The organism is Bacillus sp. CR71 (assembly GCF_003429245.1).
GTDB lineage: Bacteria > Bacillota > Bacilli > Bacillales > Bacillaceae_G > Bacillus_A > Bacillus_A thuringiensis_S.
Genome location: NZ_CP031748.1, coordinates 3437385 through 3454989, shown reverse-complemented (window position 1 = coordinate 3454989; position 17605 = coordinate 3437385). Strand labels below are relative to the sequence as shown.

Here is a 17605-nt window from a genome sequence, read left to right as displayed (position 1 = left end):
CGTTCCTATTTGACATGCTGCTTTTCCAATTTTTCAATCATCAATACAATATTTATGTACACAACTAGTATGATGATCTTGCAAATCTAAAATACAAATTCTCATTTCTCTATTATTCATAATTCCAATCTCTGCGGTATAATAGTTTCCAATATTACACCACTAATGACAACGCTTTCTAATTCTAATAGATTTGATTCATCCCATTTGAACAAGTCTATTCATTTTTGAACCCAACTCCAAACAATCCTACAATTCCATTCATAACAACGGGTATTTTAGTCTGAATTTTTAAATTATTTTTCTATACAAATTTTGATGATGTGGTAAAATTATAAATGAAAAAGAGTATGGATTTAAAAGAAGCCAATGAATATAAAAATTGGCTTTTTTCTTGATGGAAAATGAAACAAAAACTTCTTTAAATCTTTATTAGTGATAAGTTTTAAAGAAAATCCATCCTGGTTATAGTTTTACATAATTGTAAACTATAGTAAATTGATATTATTAATATTGAATATTCTTAACATTAATCCCACCTATACACATCAACAAACAAAACATTACTATTAATTTCTACTAATTTTTTGTAAACATACTAAATTATCACCTTTTAATGGATTTATTTACCTTAAAATTATCTTTAAATTTATATATTCTGTTTTTGTAGTTTTAATACCTCTTTGTATTTAATATTTCTTTTACAAATACAGGTAATCTATCAAATATAGTGAATCCGAATTAGGGATATGAAGTCTATACATCTTCTTTAATTTCTAAAATTACTAATTCAGGAAATTTATAAGTAACCTACTATTTATCAATGTGTAGCATAACAATTGCCCTCGAATCTTCAAGTAACCCACCAAAATTAATTTGTCTTTCAATAATTCCCTTTAGGTGTCCACCTACTTTTTCAAAAAGCTTCTTTATCTTGAATAAACCCTTTTTACGTTCAAATAAATATTTTTTCAAACTTGTGCGTGCCCTAAAAAAATACAAGTGATTTTATTCTAGTCACCTTGAATTTCTTGCACACCTAGTGAAAAGAATCCGTTTTTTACTAACGGGTTCTTTTCTTTATTCGTCATACTATAACTAGATTGTTACATTTTTTCACAGCTCACCTTTACTTGCATAAATATTCCGTTCTTATAAATCCGTAAATCCTCTTTCCTTTAATGCTTTTATGTTATTTGAGTCTATTCATGTAAATTCATTATTTCTCCCTTATTCAATAGCCTCTGAACCTGTAGGTATAAGGTTTATCTAGAAATATAGTCTAGGACACATAGGATTTTTGTGTACGAAAGAAAGAATCGTAATTTCAACCAAAAACCATTTATTTACCTATTTTAAGTTTCTAAATTTGTATTGATAATTCTTGGCTTTAGAAGTATCCTATACATATTCAAACATTTGAAGATGTATAGGATACTTCTGAAATGTTAAATGTAAATATATACTTGAGGTGTTTTAATGGGAACCGAAATGCAACAATTTAAAGCAGATTTCTTTAAAGCTTTATCGCATCCTTTACGAATAGGGATTTTGGAACTTCTATCAGAAGGTGAAAAAAGTGTAAATGAAATTCAAAGCATTCTTAAAAAAGAAGGTTCTGCAGTTTCTCAACAATTAAGTGTATTACGCGCGAAAAATATTGTTGTTGGCACTAAAGATGGAAAACGAGTATTATACTCCCTTCGAGATCCTATGATTATGAATTTATTAGTGGTTGCGCGGAAAATTTTTAACAATCATTTAATTGATACAATTTCTATGTTAGAAGAGCTAGATGAAGCAGAAAACGAAATGGTAAAGGAGGAATAAATTGAGCAATGAGGCTAAAAGAGAAGATATCATCCAACATGGAATTGAGATATTTCACTCTATAGGAGCTCATCACGTTTGTAATGTTTGCATAAAAAGTGGATATTCTTGTTGCTTTTCATGTCAACATTTACAAGATGGTATTGGATGTCAAAAAAGGAATACAGCTTGTACAGCATGGTTATGCGGCATTCAGAACTTTTTGTTTGATCAAATAGGATTATTAGAAGAATGGAATCGTTTTTGGACTGAAATTCCAGGACAGATGTTTCGTAGAGATATTACTCCAGATAAAGTAAAAGTCACTACGTTTATTGATACGAAGAAGCTAGATAGTCGAGCTGGAGAACTTCTAGCGGAAAGATTACAATTCCATGTACAACAAGGTGGAGATATAGGAAAATTAGAACGTCATTTAAGCAAAACTTATAGTAAGTATTAGGATGTCGTTTTCTTTGATAAAAATTAAATCCTCCTGTATAAAACGAATGCGACACATAGTTGTAATCCGAGTTTATTAAAAAGAGAAAAGAAGGGTTTGTAATGAGAGGTTTATTTACGGGAAGGTTTGAAGGATATTCATTAGGGCATTTTCAAAAAGATCTTCTTTCAGGACTGATTGTTGGAGTTGTTGCGATTCCTCTTGCTATGTCTTTTGCCATAGCTTCTGGTGTAAAACCAGAGTATGGAATTTATACAACGTGTATTGCCGGGATACTTATTTCTCTATTTGGTGGTTCAAAGTATCAAATTGGAGGGCCTACAGGGGCTTTTGTTCCCATTCTTTTAGGGATTGTCATTACTTATGGGTATGAAAATTTACTACTCGCTGGTTTGATGGCTGGAATTATCTTATGCCTTATGGGAATTTTTAAATTAGGTTCGTTAATTAAGTTCATACCACGTCCTGTAACAATTGGTTTTACTTCAGGTATTGCTGTTATTATATTCACTGGGCAAATTGCTAGTTTTTTAGGTTTAACAGGCATAAAAAAACATGAGGCTTTTATAGCAAACTTGAAAGAAATCAGTACTCATATCGGTACCACTAATTTTTATAGTGTAGTGACTGCTCTGATTTGCTTTTTCATTATACTCATAACACCCAAAATTTTGCCAAAACTACCCGGTTCATTAGTAGGTATTGTGATTTCAACTGTAATTGCAACTATATTTTTCTCAGGTCATGTGCCTACTATTGGTACAGCATATGGTACGATTCCAAATGCACTACCGCAATTCAATATACCTGAGATTACAGTAGAACGTATCCAACATTTAATTGGCCCTGCATTTGTTATTGCTATGTTGGGGGGCATTGAGTCTCTTTTATCTGCTGTTGTCGCAGATGGTATGACAAATAGTAAACATAACAGTAATAAAGAGCTTATTGGTCAAGGAATTGCTAATATTGTTACTCCGTTATTTGGAGGAATTCCGGCAACTGGAGCTATTGCGCGCACAGCAACTAATATTAAAAGTGGAGCTGTTTCACCCATGTCCGGTGTGATTCACGGATTTTTTGTGTTATTTACACTTCTACTGCTAGCTCCATACGCTTCGCACATCCCACTTGCTACCATGGCTCCTATTTTAATGGTTGTAGCTTGGAACATGAGTGAGCAAAAGCATTTTGCTCATATACTTAAAATGAAGACAGGGGATTCTCTTGTATTATTGGTAACTTTTTTCCTCACTGTATTTACCAGTTTGACAACAGCTGTGGAAATCGGTCTTATTTTGGCTATTATTTTATTTACAAAACGTATGAGTAATATGCTTGTCATGTCAAAAGTTCTTCCTGATCATACAACAAAGAATGAAAAATTATTACCGCATGTGGTAAATAAAGCTCATGATTGTCCGCAAATTAGTATTTATACAATAGAAGGTCCATTATTTTTTGGAGCTGCACAAACTTTTGAACAAAACATTTTAGCAACGATTCATTATCAACCCAAAATATTAATATTACGTATGGGGAAGGTTCCTTTTATTGATACAACAGGCGAATCCTACTTTAGAAATATTGTTCAACATTTTAAAAACCAAGGTGGCGTACTTCTTATTTCGGGGACACAATCAGAGTTGAAAACAACACTAACTAAAAATGGATTATACGATGAGATTGGAAAAGAGAATTTTTTTGATCATACAGGAGACGCAATTAACTGTGCTTTAAGACATTTGAATACAGCAAAATGTGAAGGGTGTAAGCATTATGCTTTTCATGAATGCGCTCAGCTCTCCCAGCAAGGCCAGGATATTAATACAATTAAAAATAAATCAAATGCATTAGAATTTTAAAAAATATATTTTATATACAAATTTACTTGTTTTGAATTACTCTTTTAAATATTTTATTACAAATAGAAAACGAGAATATTTAATTTGGTGAATGCGAAGAAAATTTTTATAAAGTTTGTACAAGAAGGATTTTCATACATTCAAAAAATGATCATTGCACAGCAAGAAGAGAATATATTCCTTACATTTCAATGCAAAAAAAACTGTACAAATAGTGCCCTTTCAATAGATGATAAAAAGAATTACGAAAAAAGTATATCGTTTTTTTCTCATGCTTCTGGTGGTGTAATTATATGGGGAATAGCTTCAAATAAAAATAATAATGGTGTTCACATAGCTAAAAAAATCCAACCTATCTCTAATGGAAAAGAATTTTTTAGTAATCTAAATGATTTAGTATTTAAAAATTCTAACACTACAAACCAGGATGTTAAGAATATATATATTCCTTTTCCTAAAGAAATAAACCGTGGATTTGTAATCACCCATGTCCCCAGGAAAGACTATCTGTTAAAACTTAATGACTACTATACAAAGACCAGGGATAACTTTGCAATGATGATGGGACAGATTCTATTAAATGATATGTTAGAAAATAGAAAATTATTAAGGGAATCACTATAAATCATGCATATAAAGGAACCCTCTTGCTTTTACAAGTGGGTCTCACTTTACATTATTTTATGTCGGTATAAAGATAAATAAAAAACTGTCATTTGAATAAAGAAAACAATAAATACAATGTATAAGGGATATCCTGGAATATACATATTAAAAATAGGAGAAAGCACTAAAAATCCAATTGCGATGATTAACACATACCATACTGAAACAAATGCTGTACGACAAGCTCTTTCAGTAATTAACTTTTCACGTTCGTCTTCTAGGGGAAACAATAGTGGATACATCAGATATGAAAGGGCGTTATATTTCTTCTTCTGTATTTTATAAAAAATTGTTATTACAATACCTATAACTAATAAAAATAAGACTGGTGTAATATTTAATGATACTTCAAAAGTTACTTTCTTAGCGTCAATAATATTGGCAAGTTCTATAATGCCGTAATAAAGTTCAATGAATACCCAACATGCTAATGCCATAATAAGTACATTAATCATATAAGAAATCATCAATCTATTCATCCTCTTCTTCCTCCTTATTTAATACAAACACTTCTTCCATCTTCAAATCAAACACATCACAAATTGACAATGCTAGTAATAATGAAGGGACGTAATCCCCTTTTTCAATTGCTGCGATCGTTTGCCTCGTCACTCCAACTTTTTCAGCTAATACACTTTGTGTGAAATTAAAACGAGCTCTAATTTCCTTTACTTTGTTAAAAATAGTCAAGTTCACCACCTCTTCCCTTCAATGTATACCATAATTAACAAAATGTAAAATGAACTTAACATTTATTCCGCTAAAAATCCAATTTTATAAAAAGCGTTACCACCACACATTCATTAATTTAAAAATTGTATAGTGCTCCTGAAACAAAACGCAGATTGCGTGCTCTAAGGCTGAATTATTTGATATAGCAGTAAACTTCAAATACTCCCCACCTTCCAATAGAATCAATTAATAACATGGAAAAATCAAGTGAACTCTTGCTGTTCAAGTCGTTAAGGTACCCGAAGCTCACAAGAAAAAGAAGGAACCATATTTAAGTCTTAGAAAAGAGATAAACATTAGAAAAACTGTCATTAAAAATTCAAGTAAACCCTCTAAAAAGTTTTACAATTAAAGCAGAGAGACTTTGAAACAGGAGGCGCCAATTTATGAATCGAATTGAACGTGAAGAAAAAACAATTAGCATTATGATTGATATGTATTGTAAAAACGAACATAAACAAAATACTCTATGTGAAGAATGTCAAAAATTAAAAGATTATGCTTATTTTCGTTTATCAAAATGTCCATTTCAAGAAAAGAAACCAGCATGTCAAAATTGCAATATTCATTGTTATAAACCAGAAATGAAAGGTTTAGTTAAGGAAGTTATGAAAAAGAGCGGACCAAAAATGATTTTAAAACATCCATATTTCACGCTCATGCATGCTTTTGACACAATGAAGAAGTTTCCTGACTTACCAAAAAGAAAAAAGTGTAAAAAGAAAAAATGGTTTGTCTAATAAACTAGTTTTTTTATTCCTTTTCGACTAAAGAATTATATGTGAGTTTTAAATCCTAATCGCTTAACAATATTTTCAGCTGTGCATTGCTTCTGAGTCATTTTTAAAATAAAAGTATTTCGAAAAAGTTATGCAGAAATCCCTTTCCTCAAATTTGTCTGCTTTATCTCCAAACTAATCATTTTTTTGAATATAGATTTCCATTTGAAATCTTGATACATCTTCATCATAACTCCAAAGATAGGTTTCGAACCTAAAGTGGCAAAAAACAAAGAGTGAACTATCGCTGTGATATCTTGGGTCACTAGTTCAGGAATAGATAATATATAGTTCTAAAAATGAAAAATGTTTCATTCGTAAAGCAACAAGCTCATTTAGAGATAATCCGTAGTCTATATGATAGATGTTTTTTAGGAGGGTTACCCTATAGTAGTAGATTAGCTTTTATTTGCTACTTTCTCCTCGACAACTTTATTAATAAGATCATCAATAACTTCCGTGCATCTTATAATAAAATCAGCATCCTCACGAGTAGTATCACAATTGCTAATACGTTCAATCACTTCTGTTCCATATTCCCTATCTTCATCTGTTTTTGCTAAATACCTTTTGTAAGCCCTTACAACTAGTATTGCTTCTTTTTGATCCATATCAATTTGGTGTAGCTCACCATCAAAGTTTTCCAATGAAATCACTCCTGTTTGTAAATAATACATTAATGTTTAATTATATTATAACGTTTTATAGTTGTATTGTTTTTGTGAACTTGTGTAAAAGTGTAAATGTCCACGTTTACACTTTTACACATTAAGAAGGAAATTACGTGGAGGAATATAAAGTTGGATATGAAAAACGATATTCATAAGTGACTCTTGTGAAGAAAAGATTTATAAAAGATAAATATAACAATTTATATTGTGATAACTGTTTGATAGAACAGGGGCTTTTAGATTAAACAATATTTATTAAATATCGAATCGATACTATAACTCGATGCGGCTGAAAACGGGATATAGTATTAAACTCAAAGTAGTTGGGGAATGAATACGCAATATCAATAAAAGAACTAAAATATCTAATGGATCTCAAAAATAGTATAGGAAATGTATAAAAAAGATCACTTGTCTTGGAAACAAGTGATCTTTTCATTAGATAAATTGCTACTTGCCAACAGCAGGTAGTTGTTATCCTATTCATATGTTCAATAGATATTATAACACATATTCTAGTTATGTAGTTGGAATTGTTTCAATAAACAAATAAGAATTATACTTTTTTACTAGTGTACAAGCCGCTTCTCTTAAAGGAAGCACAACATAGCATACAATACAGGACAAGACTTTCAAAAAACTTGTCCGAGTTAATTCTCAAAAAGGGGTGAACATAAATGCCTATCGTTAAGCCTTTTATAGCTGGAAGAAGATTTGTAAGTACAGCAGCAACAGGAACTGCCGCTGGAGCAGATTTAACTTTTGCTAACACAGACTTCACTGATGACACTGGTGCTGTAACTACATTCCCTGCTTCTTATGCTTATTTTACGCTTTATATTAATGGCGTTATTCAAACAAGTGATACTATTACTGGTGTGACTACTACAGCTGCTACTATTGTAGGAGGAGCCGTCCTAGATGGAGGTACTCCTATTGCAATTGAATTTACTATAACGTAACTTTAGTTGTCTTTTTAGAGGTTTCATTAAAAGAAACCTCTAATTTTAAAAACTGACATTAACTTTAGTAACAACTACATAATACATTGCATATACCAGTATAGAATGATAGGAATTTATACTCACTCTCGACAAGAGCACTTATATGTAGTGCTCTTTTTTAGCTTCCTCTTTTCTACAAAATGAAATTTTTGTTTAGTTTTCTTACCTGCATAATATTTTGATATTTGTTTATACTATAGTTGTAACTTTTTGTTACAACATATATCTGTATCGATTCAAACTTCTAAAATTGTACAACGGAGCAGTTAGCTATTTCGGCTAGCTGCTTTGTTGTTTAAAATGAAGTTTTTGTTCGATTTCACTCTAAAAGTAAAATTTTCATTTTTTCATTCAACCAAATTCATAACATATTCTTTTCCTCCGATAAAATAATGATTAGGTGTCCCATGTACATTTTATCCACTGGAAATAATACCTTTCACGTACTTACGTATTAGAAACTTTATTTCTGCTTCTTCTGCAATAACAATTTTGTTCACTTTTCCGATACATTTATGAAACATTCATATGTTATTTTCAGTACGTTCTATTCTTTTTGAAAAACCATGTGAGAATACCAAAACAAAAAGCCCTAGAGCCCTAACTCTAGGGCCTTTTGTTTTTAAATAAGGATTTTGTTTAAAATTCATTAACCTTATTGGTTCCTTTGCATACAGTATTACCACAAGGAATTCCACGGGTTACTCTGGTCAAGTTACCTTGAATTTCTTGCACACCTTAAGGGAAGAATCCGTTTATAACAAACGGGTTCTTTTATTTTTTATACAATAAGAATTTTGTTTATAAATTAATAACATTCTCTAGCATGGTGCACTCTATAACTAAAAGGAGTAATCATGAAAATTTTTAAATACATTGCTCTTACCATTGGATGGCTTGTATTACTGTCAATTTGGTATATAGAATTCTTTCATTAATCCTCGTTATAGTTCTTGGTCTAAGGGCACCACACTCTCTAATAGAGTCTTTTTTAGTTCAAATAACTATTTTGTTTAGTTTTCATCTTCCTCAGCATCACAATAACATTCTTCTTCCACCTCATTGCAATGATCACAAATCTTTTGAACTTCAAAACCCTTAAATTCATAAATAGGTACTACTTAATATTTTTCATTGCAAGAATCGCATTCTACCTCATGATTTCCTTCTTCCCATTGAGCGCGGCAATCTTCTACAACTGAATTACAATACGGACATTTTTGAGTTTTTAATAGTTCCATCTCTCGTTCCCCTTTTTTGAATAATCTTTTTTGTATTACACATACTACATTTGAACCGCTTTCTCCCTGGCTTCTCTCTTTCCAAATGTAAGTTGCTCCAGTGTGCGAGCATAGCAGGTAACTTAATTAGTTGCCTGCTACCTTTTTGTATAGGCGTAAAGATTCTTTTAAAAAATAACGCTTTTGTTTAATAAAAATTAATTAACTATAATTTGAAAAATCGGAAACATTTACTCAATGTTTTTTCTGAATACTCATGCTATTATTTATGTGCTGATGTTCACCATCCCAAGAACTCAGTAATTTCATCCATAAGCTCCACTCTCACCCTTTTGAGAGTGGAGCCTTTATTTATAGGTTTATCCTCAATATTCATTAATACAAAATTCAAATTTTGTATTACTTCGTTCCCGTAGATCCAAATCCGCCAACACCTCGTTCGCTAACCAATAGCTCGTCCACCTCAACAAAATGAGCTGTTACCACTGGTGCGATGACGCCTTGAGCGAAGCGTGTACCTTTTCGATTACATGAGATTTCATATTTAAACTTATTGGTCTTTCAGTGTTATCTACCAACACTCCAACCTCTCCACGATAGCCACTATCCATGTTCATCCACCCCACGGTAATTTTTAATTTAAATATTGAAATTCTCTAAATCTCGATGTATTATATTTTTGTATTTTCTCCGTTCCTAAGCCGAGAAAACATCATCACTTCTAAAAGGACCGAAACTCCAGCGGGTCCTTTTTATTTACTTGAACCCATTTTCAAATTATTGTATTATATTTTCAGGTCTTACTTATATAAATCATTATCAGGAGAATCTGCGGATTTGCAGGTTCTTTTTTGTTAAATGAAAAAGCAGTAGACACGCCATTTTAATTAATCAACTTAAAATCAATATTTACACTATAATGATTTATAAAAATTATAAGTATAGATAAATAGAGAAGAATGTAGGATTCTTATAGAAAAACATATATTTAAATATAGGATTAATCAACTATTAGGAAATGAATTTCATGTTATAGCTAACAATAATTCTTTGAGTATTTCCGTACATATAAATTTACTTTATGAAATTCCAAACTTAATAGGAGTCCGTTTATTTATATTAAGTTTAAATGTCCCGTAAGGATTTACATGAGTAATTAAAAGGGATTGTATACGATGAATAGCACCAATATAAAATTGAACCCTCAACTGACGAGAAAATGATAGTTCTAATCTTCAACTTGCCACTATCCAATTTTTCATTAAATAATTTGATAATAACTCCATAAACTAAACTTACTTGTATCTCATAGGAGTGTATTATTCGTGAAAAAAAATTGGATAATCCTCATTCTTTTAATCGTTTCTTTTTGTTCCACACAGATACCCATATATGCTTTTACAAATAGTCGTAAGGCGTATGAAAAAACAGGGAAGGTAATTTGGGAAGTAAATACAAAGGAAAAAATAGTTGCAATAACATTTGATGATGGGCCTCATCCTGTTTTTACCCCTCAAATACTTGATATTTTAGCTAAATACAATGCGAAAGCAACCTTTTCGTAGCAGGTAATAAAGTTAAAAGATTTCCTGCTATTTTAAAAAGGCAAGTAAAAGAAGGACACGAAATTGCTAATCATACTTATAATCATATATATGATAAAAATATTACTAGCGCTAAATTAACAGCAGAATTAGATCAGACAGATGAAATTATCAAGCAAATTTCTGGCTATAAACCAACTCTCTATCGTCCAGTCGGAGGCCTTCACAATGATTTAATTATTAATACAGCTATACAAAATGGGAAACTCGTTATTCTATGGTCATGGCATCTGGATCCTCAAGATTGGAGAAACCCAGCAGCAAGCAAAATTTCTAAATATATAACCAAAGGTGTTAAACCTGGTAATAACATTCTACTCCATGATTGGAATGGTAGTGAATTTTCTCAATCATCTCAGACAGTTAAAGCATTAGAAAGTATCATGAGGTATTTAAAAAACAATGATTATAAATGTGTAACGGTATCTGAAATGCTCTATCGTTCCATAAAAGTAATTCCCGCCCCTTTTGATCCTTTTTATCAGTGAATCTAGGCTTATTTACTATCTGTTTTTTAGTCCTCATAAGGAATGTCTTACTCCCATTTTAGGAATAGATTAAAAACCTACGTTGATACCTATGTCGCGATACTTATATTTTAAGCTAATGTTAATAAAAGAGGCATATTCTAAACATAAAAACAGGACAAGCTATATTGCTTGTCCCATAAAGAGCAATTCATGAGGATTTTTAAAATGTCCAAATGACTCATATTGGTAAAATGAATCATTAATAGTTTGTGTAAAATCAATGTAATTATACAAAAAAAGCAAGTAACTTAATTAATTCCCTGCTATTACAGAACTGTTATACTGGAGGAGAATTCTGGAATCCCATTACTGTTAACTTAAAAAGGGTATGTACAAAACTTTCATTCATTATATAAAAAGTTAATGATTTGGCAGACAATACTTTAGATTGTCTGCCTGTGGGTTTCATGAGCTTGATTGGAAAACTAATTGTTTTCCAAGAGTGAAGCCACTAGTTCAACCAGCTTAGAAATAGTTTGTGTAAAAATTATAAAAATATGTAAAAAAAGGACAAATATCATTTGCAAATAAAGAAGAGCACTATATAGGGGTACCGCCACATCCCTATCAAGCCAATAGTTTTAATTACCCCCATAATGAAAATTTTATGCATCGTTAACTATTGATAATGATAGGTTATGTTAATAAAAATTGTATGGGTGATATATCATAAGTATTTGTATTTCAAGTTATAAATTGTTATGATAAACTGGTTAATTTAGGGAAATACAGGAGGGGAAATATGGATTTAATTAAAGAAGTGACTTTATTAAGATATCAATTTAGACTTATGCAAGGTATGATTCAGTCAGATGAATTCCCATTTTATAGATTTGTTATAGATTATGAATTTGAAGAAGAACAAGTAAATGCCTTAAGAAAAATTTTAATTGCATTTCATGATCGATTAACTAGAGAAGAAGTTTCGATTTTTGCCCAAAACGATCATTTATTTTCTAAATTTAAACTTCCTTTAGATATGCTATACAGCCCAGAAAAGCCTAATTTAGATGAGTTTAAACTATATATTACTAAGATTTTTTATCAAGAATTTGAATTGAAATACTTATTATTAAGTTTGAAAAAACAATGTATTTTTGTGAATGTCTGTGATTATCTTTTAGAGCAATTAAAAATGAGTAATAACGTTTGATTATGTAAATATATAAAGGTAGCATAAATAATTATTAAACGGCTATTTGGTACCGCTACATCGCTATAAAACTACTGTCTCTTCAAACACCATGGTTTGAAGAGACAGTACCCCATGTTCTAGCCTCAATTCCTCCTACAGTTCTATATTGAGTAAAACTAGTTGATCCCTATCATATAAAAAGAGCACCACTTTTTGGATGCTCTTCGTTATGACTATATTTTATTTAATTTCCTTCTTTTGTTTCTACCATTTTTCCTTCTTCAGAATCTGTACCTGTACCTTCTGTTTTTTCAACAGTTTTTGCACCTTCTTTAGGAGTTGCTGGCACTGCATCTTTAGGTAAATCAAAGTTTTGTGAGAAAGATGTTGTTCCATCTGCACTCTGTGTAATTACTTGACTTGAACCATTTTCATTTGACTTTAAATTGTCCATTTTCGTATCATCTGCACCTGCTGCACCTCCCGCTACCAATCCTGTACTTAAAAGTGCTCCTGCTAATAATGTTTTAATCATTTTTCATTACCTCCTGTTTATTTGTAATATTCATCAAAAAAGTATCTAGAGTTAATGTTTTAATCATTATCTTTATCTACTTGCTTTTTGATTACATTTAGCATAAGACAAGAATCTATAGTTGATATGGACTGTATCTGGAGATTATGTAAAGAAAGATAGATAATCAGTTGCATATCCTAATGGGTGTTTAGACAGGATTGAAACTTTATATGAGTTTGATAATTGAGTTACCCTTTGTTTTTGATCGTAAGGTTTATGGCTGGGGTGAAGCCTATCGAGGATCTAACCTTTTCTGATTTGAAAGTAAACTTTTAAATCATTTATAACTAAATTGGTAATAAATTTCTCAATATAGATATGCTTGTTAATTATAGTTATAACATTCAAAATTAACAAAAAATAAATTATAATAACTATATGATAGTTATCCTTTTGTTTACTCCTTGCGCTAAAGATAAGATTGTGTTCCCGATCTTATCTTTTTTTTGTAGATTTTTGATACAAAAATAGAATCCTTAATAGCTTAAGGATTCTGCAACAGGAAAGAACAAATATATAATAATAAAAAGAATTACTTATATTTTAATTTAAAAATAATACAAATAAATTGAGAAAATTTCGAACGACTTGAACATTATTACATACTTAATTATAATTGATTAGAAGTTGAAGTAGTAATCTGTCATCTATTCCTTCACTTGAAAGAAGATTGATCTCAATCTTCTTTTTTTTGCTGTATTTGCCTCTCCCCTCGAAGGAAAAAGAATTACTTGATAATAGTGGAAATTGCTTGTTTGTAAACCAGTTGTTGCTTACCATGAACCATCATAAGAACGGTAAATTTATCCGTTGCAAGGATCTGCCCACGTATTGAAACGCCATTCTGTAAAAATACAGTAACTTCCCCTTTTTTCTCTTTCAATTGTTCATACATATCTTCTTGTAAGTTATACATGAAATACGCCCCCTATTTGTATCTACTTTTCTTTTAATACTTCCAGCGGCTCATTGTTGTCTATTTGTCTTTCCCATTCACCTTCTATTTTTCTAAACCATTTTCCTATTTTGCTTACATAGTATTTTTTCACTTCACTATATGGAATCCAAATCTCACGTTCCTGTATTTGATTCATCACTTCATGAAGAATCTCATCATGCTCGTATTTTTTAGGTTTTCGATGATGTGTTCTTACAAACTGTATGTATTCTCTACGTAACCAATTAGAAATATTATCTTTTTGTTTTTGCCGGAGATGTGACCATTTTTTATTTGTCTGAAGGAGTTTTCCATTTACTTTTATATGGTTTTTCATCAACACTCATCTCCTTTTACCATCTAAATGCATCTATACAACTATCGTATCACATTTAAATTAATATACGGCTCTAGGTACATATTTCGCAAGAAATCTATCCGAAATAAAAATAATATCTGCATTTCACATAAAATATTATCCAAAACAGATGAGACCGAATCTATTAAGCGGATTAATTAGGCACAAAATTAAATGTAGACTATACTTTATGTGTTTGGTTTTTATTAAACATTACGGTACGTGAAATTATATATCTCTCTTGTTAAAAAAGCCCCCATAGATCTTACACCTATGAGAGCTACCTAAGGGTATTTAGACTTTCGATCCCATTTTATACGCTTTATTAAAAAAACTTTGCAACAAAACACTATATTTCCTATTAATATAGTTAATCCAATCGAGCAAGCCGAAATAATTTTTTGAAGTATGCATACTCATTTTCTAATTAGATTAATATAAAGGGAATAGAAACGTTATAATATTTTTTAGTTTGGAAGAGCGTAAAATTTCACTTTAAATGTACCGTTAGAAGTATATCCGCTAGGAGGACCTGCGATATACAAATTCTTTCTATCATCTCCTGAAGGGATCGTTAGAATAGAACCATCTCTAACATTTGACCAAATTACAGGGTCTGTACCTGATTTATCTCTTGCGATTTTAAATGACAAAGAGGTAGCACCTGCTCCTTCTAAAACAACTCGTACTTTGGTACCTGCCGCGAGATGTTCAAGTGAAAAATTATTACTTGATCTACTGGTTTGACCAGGCTGTGCCTTATAGAGTGACTCCACTTCTCTTGTTAAAGTCCCTGTTACATTAGACAATTGGAATGTTTGATTATTACCACCATGGAAATTATATACTGTAACATTTGTTCCATTTGCAGTACCATAACCACTTACATCTAACACTTTGTTTTGATCCTTCTTATTCCTTACATAATAATATCCATTTCCTGCTTCTGTTGGTATCCAATATTGCTCTTCCTTATTTTGATTAGATGTAGCAACTACATTATTAGAACCATTAAGATCATTCCAAGCTAATACTAAATTTTGATTTGCTATATTTTTAATTTGGTATGCTGATTTATTTGAATCATATACGAGCTTCCATTTTTGATTATTAGCGTTGCCATTTTGCCACAATTGAACATTTCCATCTGCTTGATTTAAGTCAACGACACTACTATTATTTAAAATAGAAACTATTTGATAAGTACCACCATCTTCCAGTTCCGGTGTATAAGGGTCAAAGTTAATGGGTGGCTTTGCGTTAGCAAGAGCTTTTTCAAATCTGCCATCTTTGATCTCAAGTGTTGCATCTCCAAAGTTCGTAGTCATTAGTTTTTCTCGAATATTTGGGCTTGGATAGCCATTCCAACCAACCATTGGTAGTTGGAGCCACTGTTTATAATAGTTTTCTGGCGGCTCGTCATTGCTATTAGCCAGGCGAAAAGCATGTGTCGAGCCGCCGTCCTTATGGTATACAATTTTCGGGTGGTTTCCATCGAATCTAACGTTTGAGCGAGGGTTAGTGTACCAATTACCATGTGCTGAATAAGTTACATATTGAACCTGACTATCTTTAACCCAAACTATTGTGTGTTCCCAGTCATGTCGATGTCCAGCCGAACCAGGGCCCAAAGATGCTTGATCTTTCTCAAAATAACTCGCGTACATAATTGCAGTCCAGCCATTATTTGATTTGGCCCGAGAATAAGTGTTTGAATTTTCCAGTCGGTTAAGATCTCTACAGACACTTTCCGGGGAACCGCTCAAACTTAGGCCAGGGTTAGTCGTGCCATCTGGAGAAATTGCTGCAGTCGCATAACACCCGTCTGTGTCGTAGTCATACACAGGAGCATAATCTAACTCTATATTTGACGCATTTTGTGGAAGTGCCTTGATTACATCCCCATATGCTTTTGAGGTAGAAAGAAAACCCTTATCAAATTGTCCACCTAAGTTGAATGCAAATGTACTCAATACTATTAACGCGGTCATTACTATTTTTGATATTAATTTCATATTACCCCTCCTAGTTATATTAACAAAAATCATTACTAAAACATTTTTTTAAAGTAGCGTAGATTATAATTTCCAGCTTTGATACTCCTTTCAACACATAAATATAGTTTTTTGGATAATATAGCTCTTAACATACATGGTAAAGGTCAACTTGTGTCTAAACGTAAAAATCCTCAAAATAGCGTGGTGACCCCTAAATATATCTCATAAAGTTTATTTTATCCCATTTACATATCTTGTTTATTGAGAAACATAATTCAAATCAGTGTTTTATTCAAAAATAGATAAAGCACTCGTTCGAAGGCCTTCTACTATTCTAATTTTAATTTAAGAGTTCTCTTTTGCTTAAATATAATAAAAAAGAATCCTTATTATTAGGATTCTGCAACATCCCAAACAATGCAGTATCCATTAAGCGGATTATTTAGGAAAAAAAATTAAATGTAGACTATTGTTTAAGTATTTTATTTTTTATTAAACATTACGGTACGTGAAATTTTATATTTCCTTATTAAAAAAGCCCCCATAGATCTTACACCTATGAGCGCTACCTAAGGGTATTTAGACTTTCGACTCCATTCTATTGTAACAGGCTTTCACCATACATGAGAAACATACTGAACCAAAAACAGACACTCATAATAAGAAACTCTTTAAACCCTTGCTGAAAGGAAATACGACCTTCTTCCATTCTACATGCCCCTTTTCTCTACAACTTTTTATATGTTAAAATAAGAGGGAAAGAAATGTGCCAATTTCTTTCCCAGATGGTCACTCATGACTTTGCTCTTTGTTTGCTTTTTGCAAATGAAGAGCTTTTATTTTGCATACTTATACTTACTTTCTAACATCGCATAACGCAATAACTTTAACTTTGTTTCTTTTTTCAATGCATTCCATTCCGATACAGCAATCTTCACTCTTCATTCCTCCATTACTTTGTTATTTATTTAGACTTATAAGTTCCATTTGTAAATTTTTTAATTTCTTTATCACTAAACCCTTTATGGATAGCGAAAATTTCTGGAAAATCCGAGAGACACAAATCAATAATTGTATTATCAGTTGTTCTTATATAGTAGTATTGAACAGCTCCCTGATAATCTGAATATAAATAGTACTTATGAATCTTATAATCTAATCCATTTTTCTCTATTACCTCATAAAGCTTATTTTTAGTTTCATCCATTACGTCAAAAATCGTTAACTGCTCCATTAT

13 protein-coding genes and 4 pseudogenes are annotated in these 17605 nt (G+C 31.3%); 8 read left to right on the top strand and 9 right to left on the bottom strand.

Annotation, left to right across the window (positions count from 1 at the left end; translation table 11 throughout):
• The first annotated feature begins 1479 nt into the window (after positions 1 to 1479).
• The 4 genes from DOS87_RS17395 to DOS87_RS17380 all read left to right on the top strand — a co-directional run bounded on the left by DOS87_RS17395 (position 1480) and on the right by DOS87_RS17380 (position 4761).
• Positions 1480 to 1830 carry an ArsR/SmtB family transcription factor gene (locus tag DOS87_RS17395; protein ID WP_000536397.1) on the top strand — a complete coding sequence of 117 codons (351 nt, stop codon included), beginning with the start codon at positions 1480 to 1482 and terminating at the stop codon, positions 1828 to 1830.
• Position 1831: 1 nt separating this feature from the next.
• Positions 1832 to 2272, top strand: a complete 441-nt coding sequence (locus DOS87_RS17390; RefSeq protein WP_000064031.1) for a hypothetical protein — start codon at positions 1832 to 1834, stop codon at positions 2270 to 2272.
• 101 nt (positions 2273 to 2373) lie between these two features.
• Positions 2374 to 4137 carry a SulP family inorganic anion transporter gene (locus DOS87_RS17385; protein WP_208730048.1) on the top strand — a complete coding sequence of 588 codons (1764 nt, stop codon included), beginning with the start codon at positions 2374 to 2376 and terminating at the stop codon, positions 4135 to 4137.
• An 84-nt stretch (positions 4138 to 4221) separates the two neighbouring features.
• Positions 4222 to 4761, top strand: coding sequence for a hypothetical protein (locus DOS87_RS17380; protein ID WP_151919969.1), 540 nt, complete (start codon positions 4222 to 4224; stop codon positions 4759 to 4761).
• 47 nt (positions 4762 to 4808) lie between these two features.
• Here the strand turns inward: DOS87_RS17380 and DOS87_RS17375 are convergent, their stop codons facing one another.
• Positions 4809 to 5282: a DUF2178 domain-containing protein gene (locus DOS87_RS17375; RefSeq protein ID WP_151919970.1), complete on the bottom strand. Its 474-nt coding sequence runs from the start codon at positions 5280 to 5282 to the stop codon at positions 4809 to 4811.
• Complete coding sequence (locus DOS87_RS17370; protein ID WP_000151822.1) at positions 5275 to 5493, bottom strand: helix-turn-helix transcriptional regulator; 219 nt, start codon at positions 5491 to 5493, stop codon at positions 5275 to 5277. The genes DOS87_RS17375 and DOS87_RS17370 overlap by 8 nt, the downstream gene beginning before the upstream one ends.
• Positions 5494 to 5921: 428 nt before the next feature.
• On the opposite strand from DOS87_RS17370, the gene DOS87_RS17365 reads away from it, so the two are divergent.
• Complete coding sequence (locus DOS87_RS17365; RefSeq protein WP_151919971.1) at positions 5922 to 6275, top strand: nitrous oxide-stimulated promoter family protein; 354 nt, start codon at positions 5922 to 5924, stop codon at positions 6273 to 6275.
• A gap of 437 nt (positions 6276 to 6712) precedes the next feature.
• On the opposite strand, the gene DOS87_RS17360 is transcribed toward DOS87_RS17365, so the two are convergent.
• Positions 6713 to 6961: a hypothetical protein gene (locus DOS87_RS17360; protein WP_151919972.1), complete on the bottom strand. Its 249-nt coding sequence runs from the start codon at positions 6959 to 6961 to the stop codon at positions 6713 to 6715.
• A gap of 701 nt (positions 6962 to 7662) precedes the next feature.
• On the opposite strand from DOS87_RS17360, the gene DOS87_RS17355 reads away from it, so the two are divergent.
• Positions 7663 to 7947 (top strand): DUF4183 domain-containing protein, encoded by a 285-nt coding sequence (locus DOS87_RS17355; RefSeq protein WP_001123249.1) that lies wholly within the window; start codon positions 7663 to 7665, stop codon positions 7945 to 7947.
• Between the two features lie 1682 nt (positions 7948 to 9629).
• On the opposite strand, the pseudogene DOS87_RS17345 reads toward DOS87_RS17355, so the two are convergent.
• A pseudogene (locus DOS87_RS17345) lies at positions 9630 to 9844 on the bottom strand (dUTP diphosphatase); the annotation flags it as partial.
• 711 nt (positions 9845 to 10555) lie between these two features.
• Between DOS87_RS17345 and DOS87_RS17340 the strand changes: the two are divergent.
• Together DOS87_RS17340 and DOS87_RS17335 are read left to right on the top strand one after the other, a co-directional pair.
• Positions 10556 to 11322: pseudogene (locus tag DOS87_RS17340) on the top strand (polysaccharide deacetylase family protein).
• Positions 11323 to 12106: 784 nt separating this feature from the next.
• Entirely contained in the window at positions 12107 to 12517 is a 411-nt protein-coding gene (locus tag DOS87_RS17335) for a DUF1878 family protein (protein WP_151919973.1), read from the top strand.
• Positions 12518 to 12749: 232 nt separating this feature from the next.
• Here DOS87_RS17335 and DOS87_RS17330 read toward each other — a convergent pair.
• The 5 genes and pseudogenes from DOS87_RS17330 to DOS87_RS17310 form a co-directional block, all read right to left on the bottom strand.
• A pseudogene (locus tag DOS87_RS17330) lies at positions 12750 to 13034 on the bottom strand (hypothetical protein); the annotation flags it as partial.
• A 769-nt stretch (positions 13035 to 13803) separates the two neighbouring features.
• A complete protein-coding gene (gene hfq / locus DOS87_RS17325) occupies positions 13804 to 13992 on the bottom strand; it encodes an RNA chaperone Hfq (RefSeq protein ID WP_151919975.1) in 189 nt (62 codons plus the stop codon).
• 22 nt (positions 13993 to 14014) lie between these two features.
• Positions 14015 to 14350 carry a transposase gene (locus tag DOS87_RS17320; protein WP_151919976.1) on the bottom strand — a complete coding sequence of 112 codons (336 nt, stop codon included), beginning with the start codon at positions 14348 to 14350 and terminating at the stop codon, positions 14015 to 14017.
• A gap of 488 nt (positions 14351 to 14838) precedes the next feature.
• The gene (locus DOS87_RS17315) at positions 14839 to 16386 is read right to left on the bottom strand and encodes an NPP1 family protein (RefSeq protein ID WP_208730046.1); all 1548 of its coding nucleotides are present in this window, start codon (positions 16384 to 16386) and stop codon (positions 14839 to 14841) included.
• Between the two features lie 956 nt (positions 16387 to 17342).
• A pseudogene (locus DOS87_RS17310) lies at positions 17343 to 17602 on the bottom strand (hypothetical protein).
• Positions 17603 to 17605: the final 3 nt, after the last annotated feature.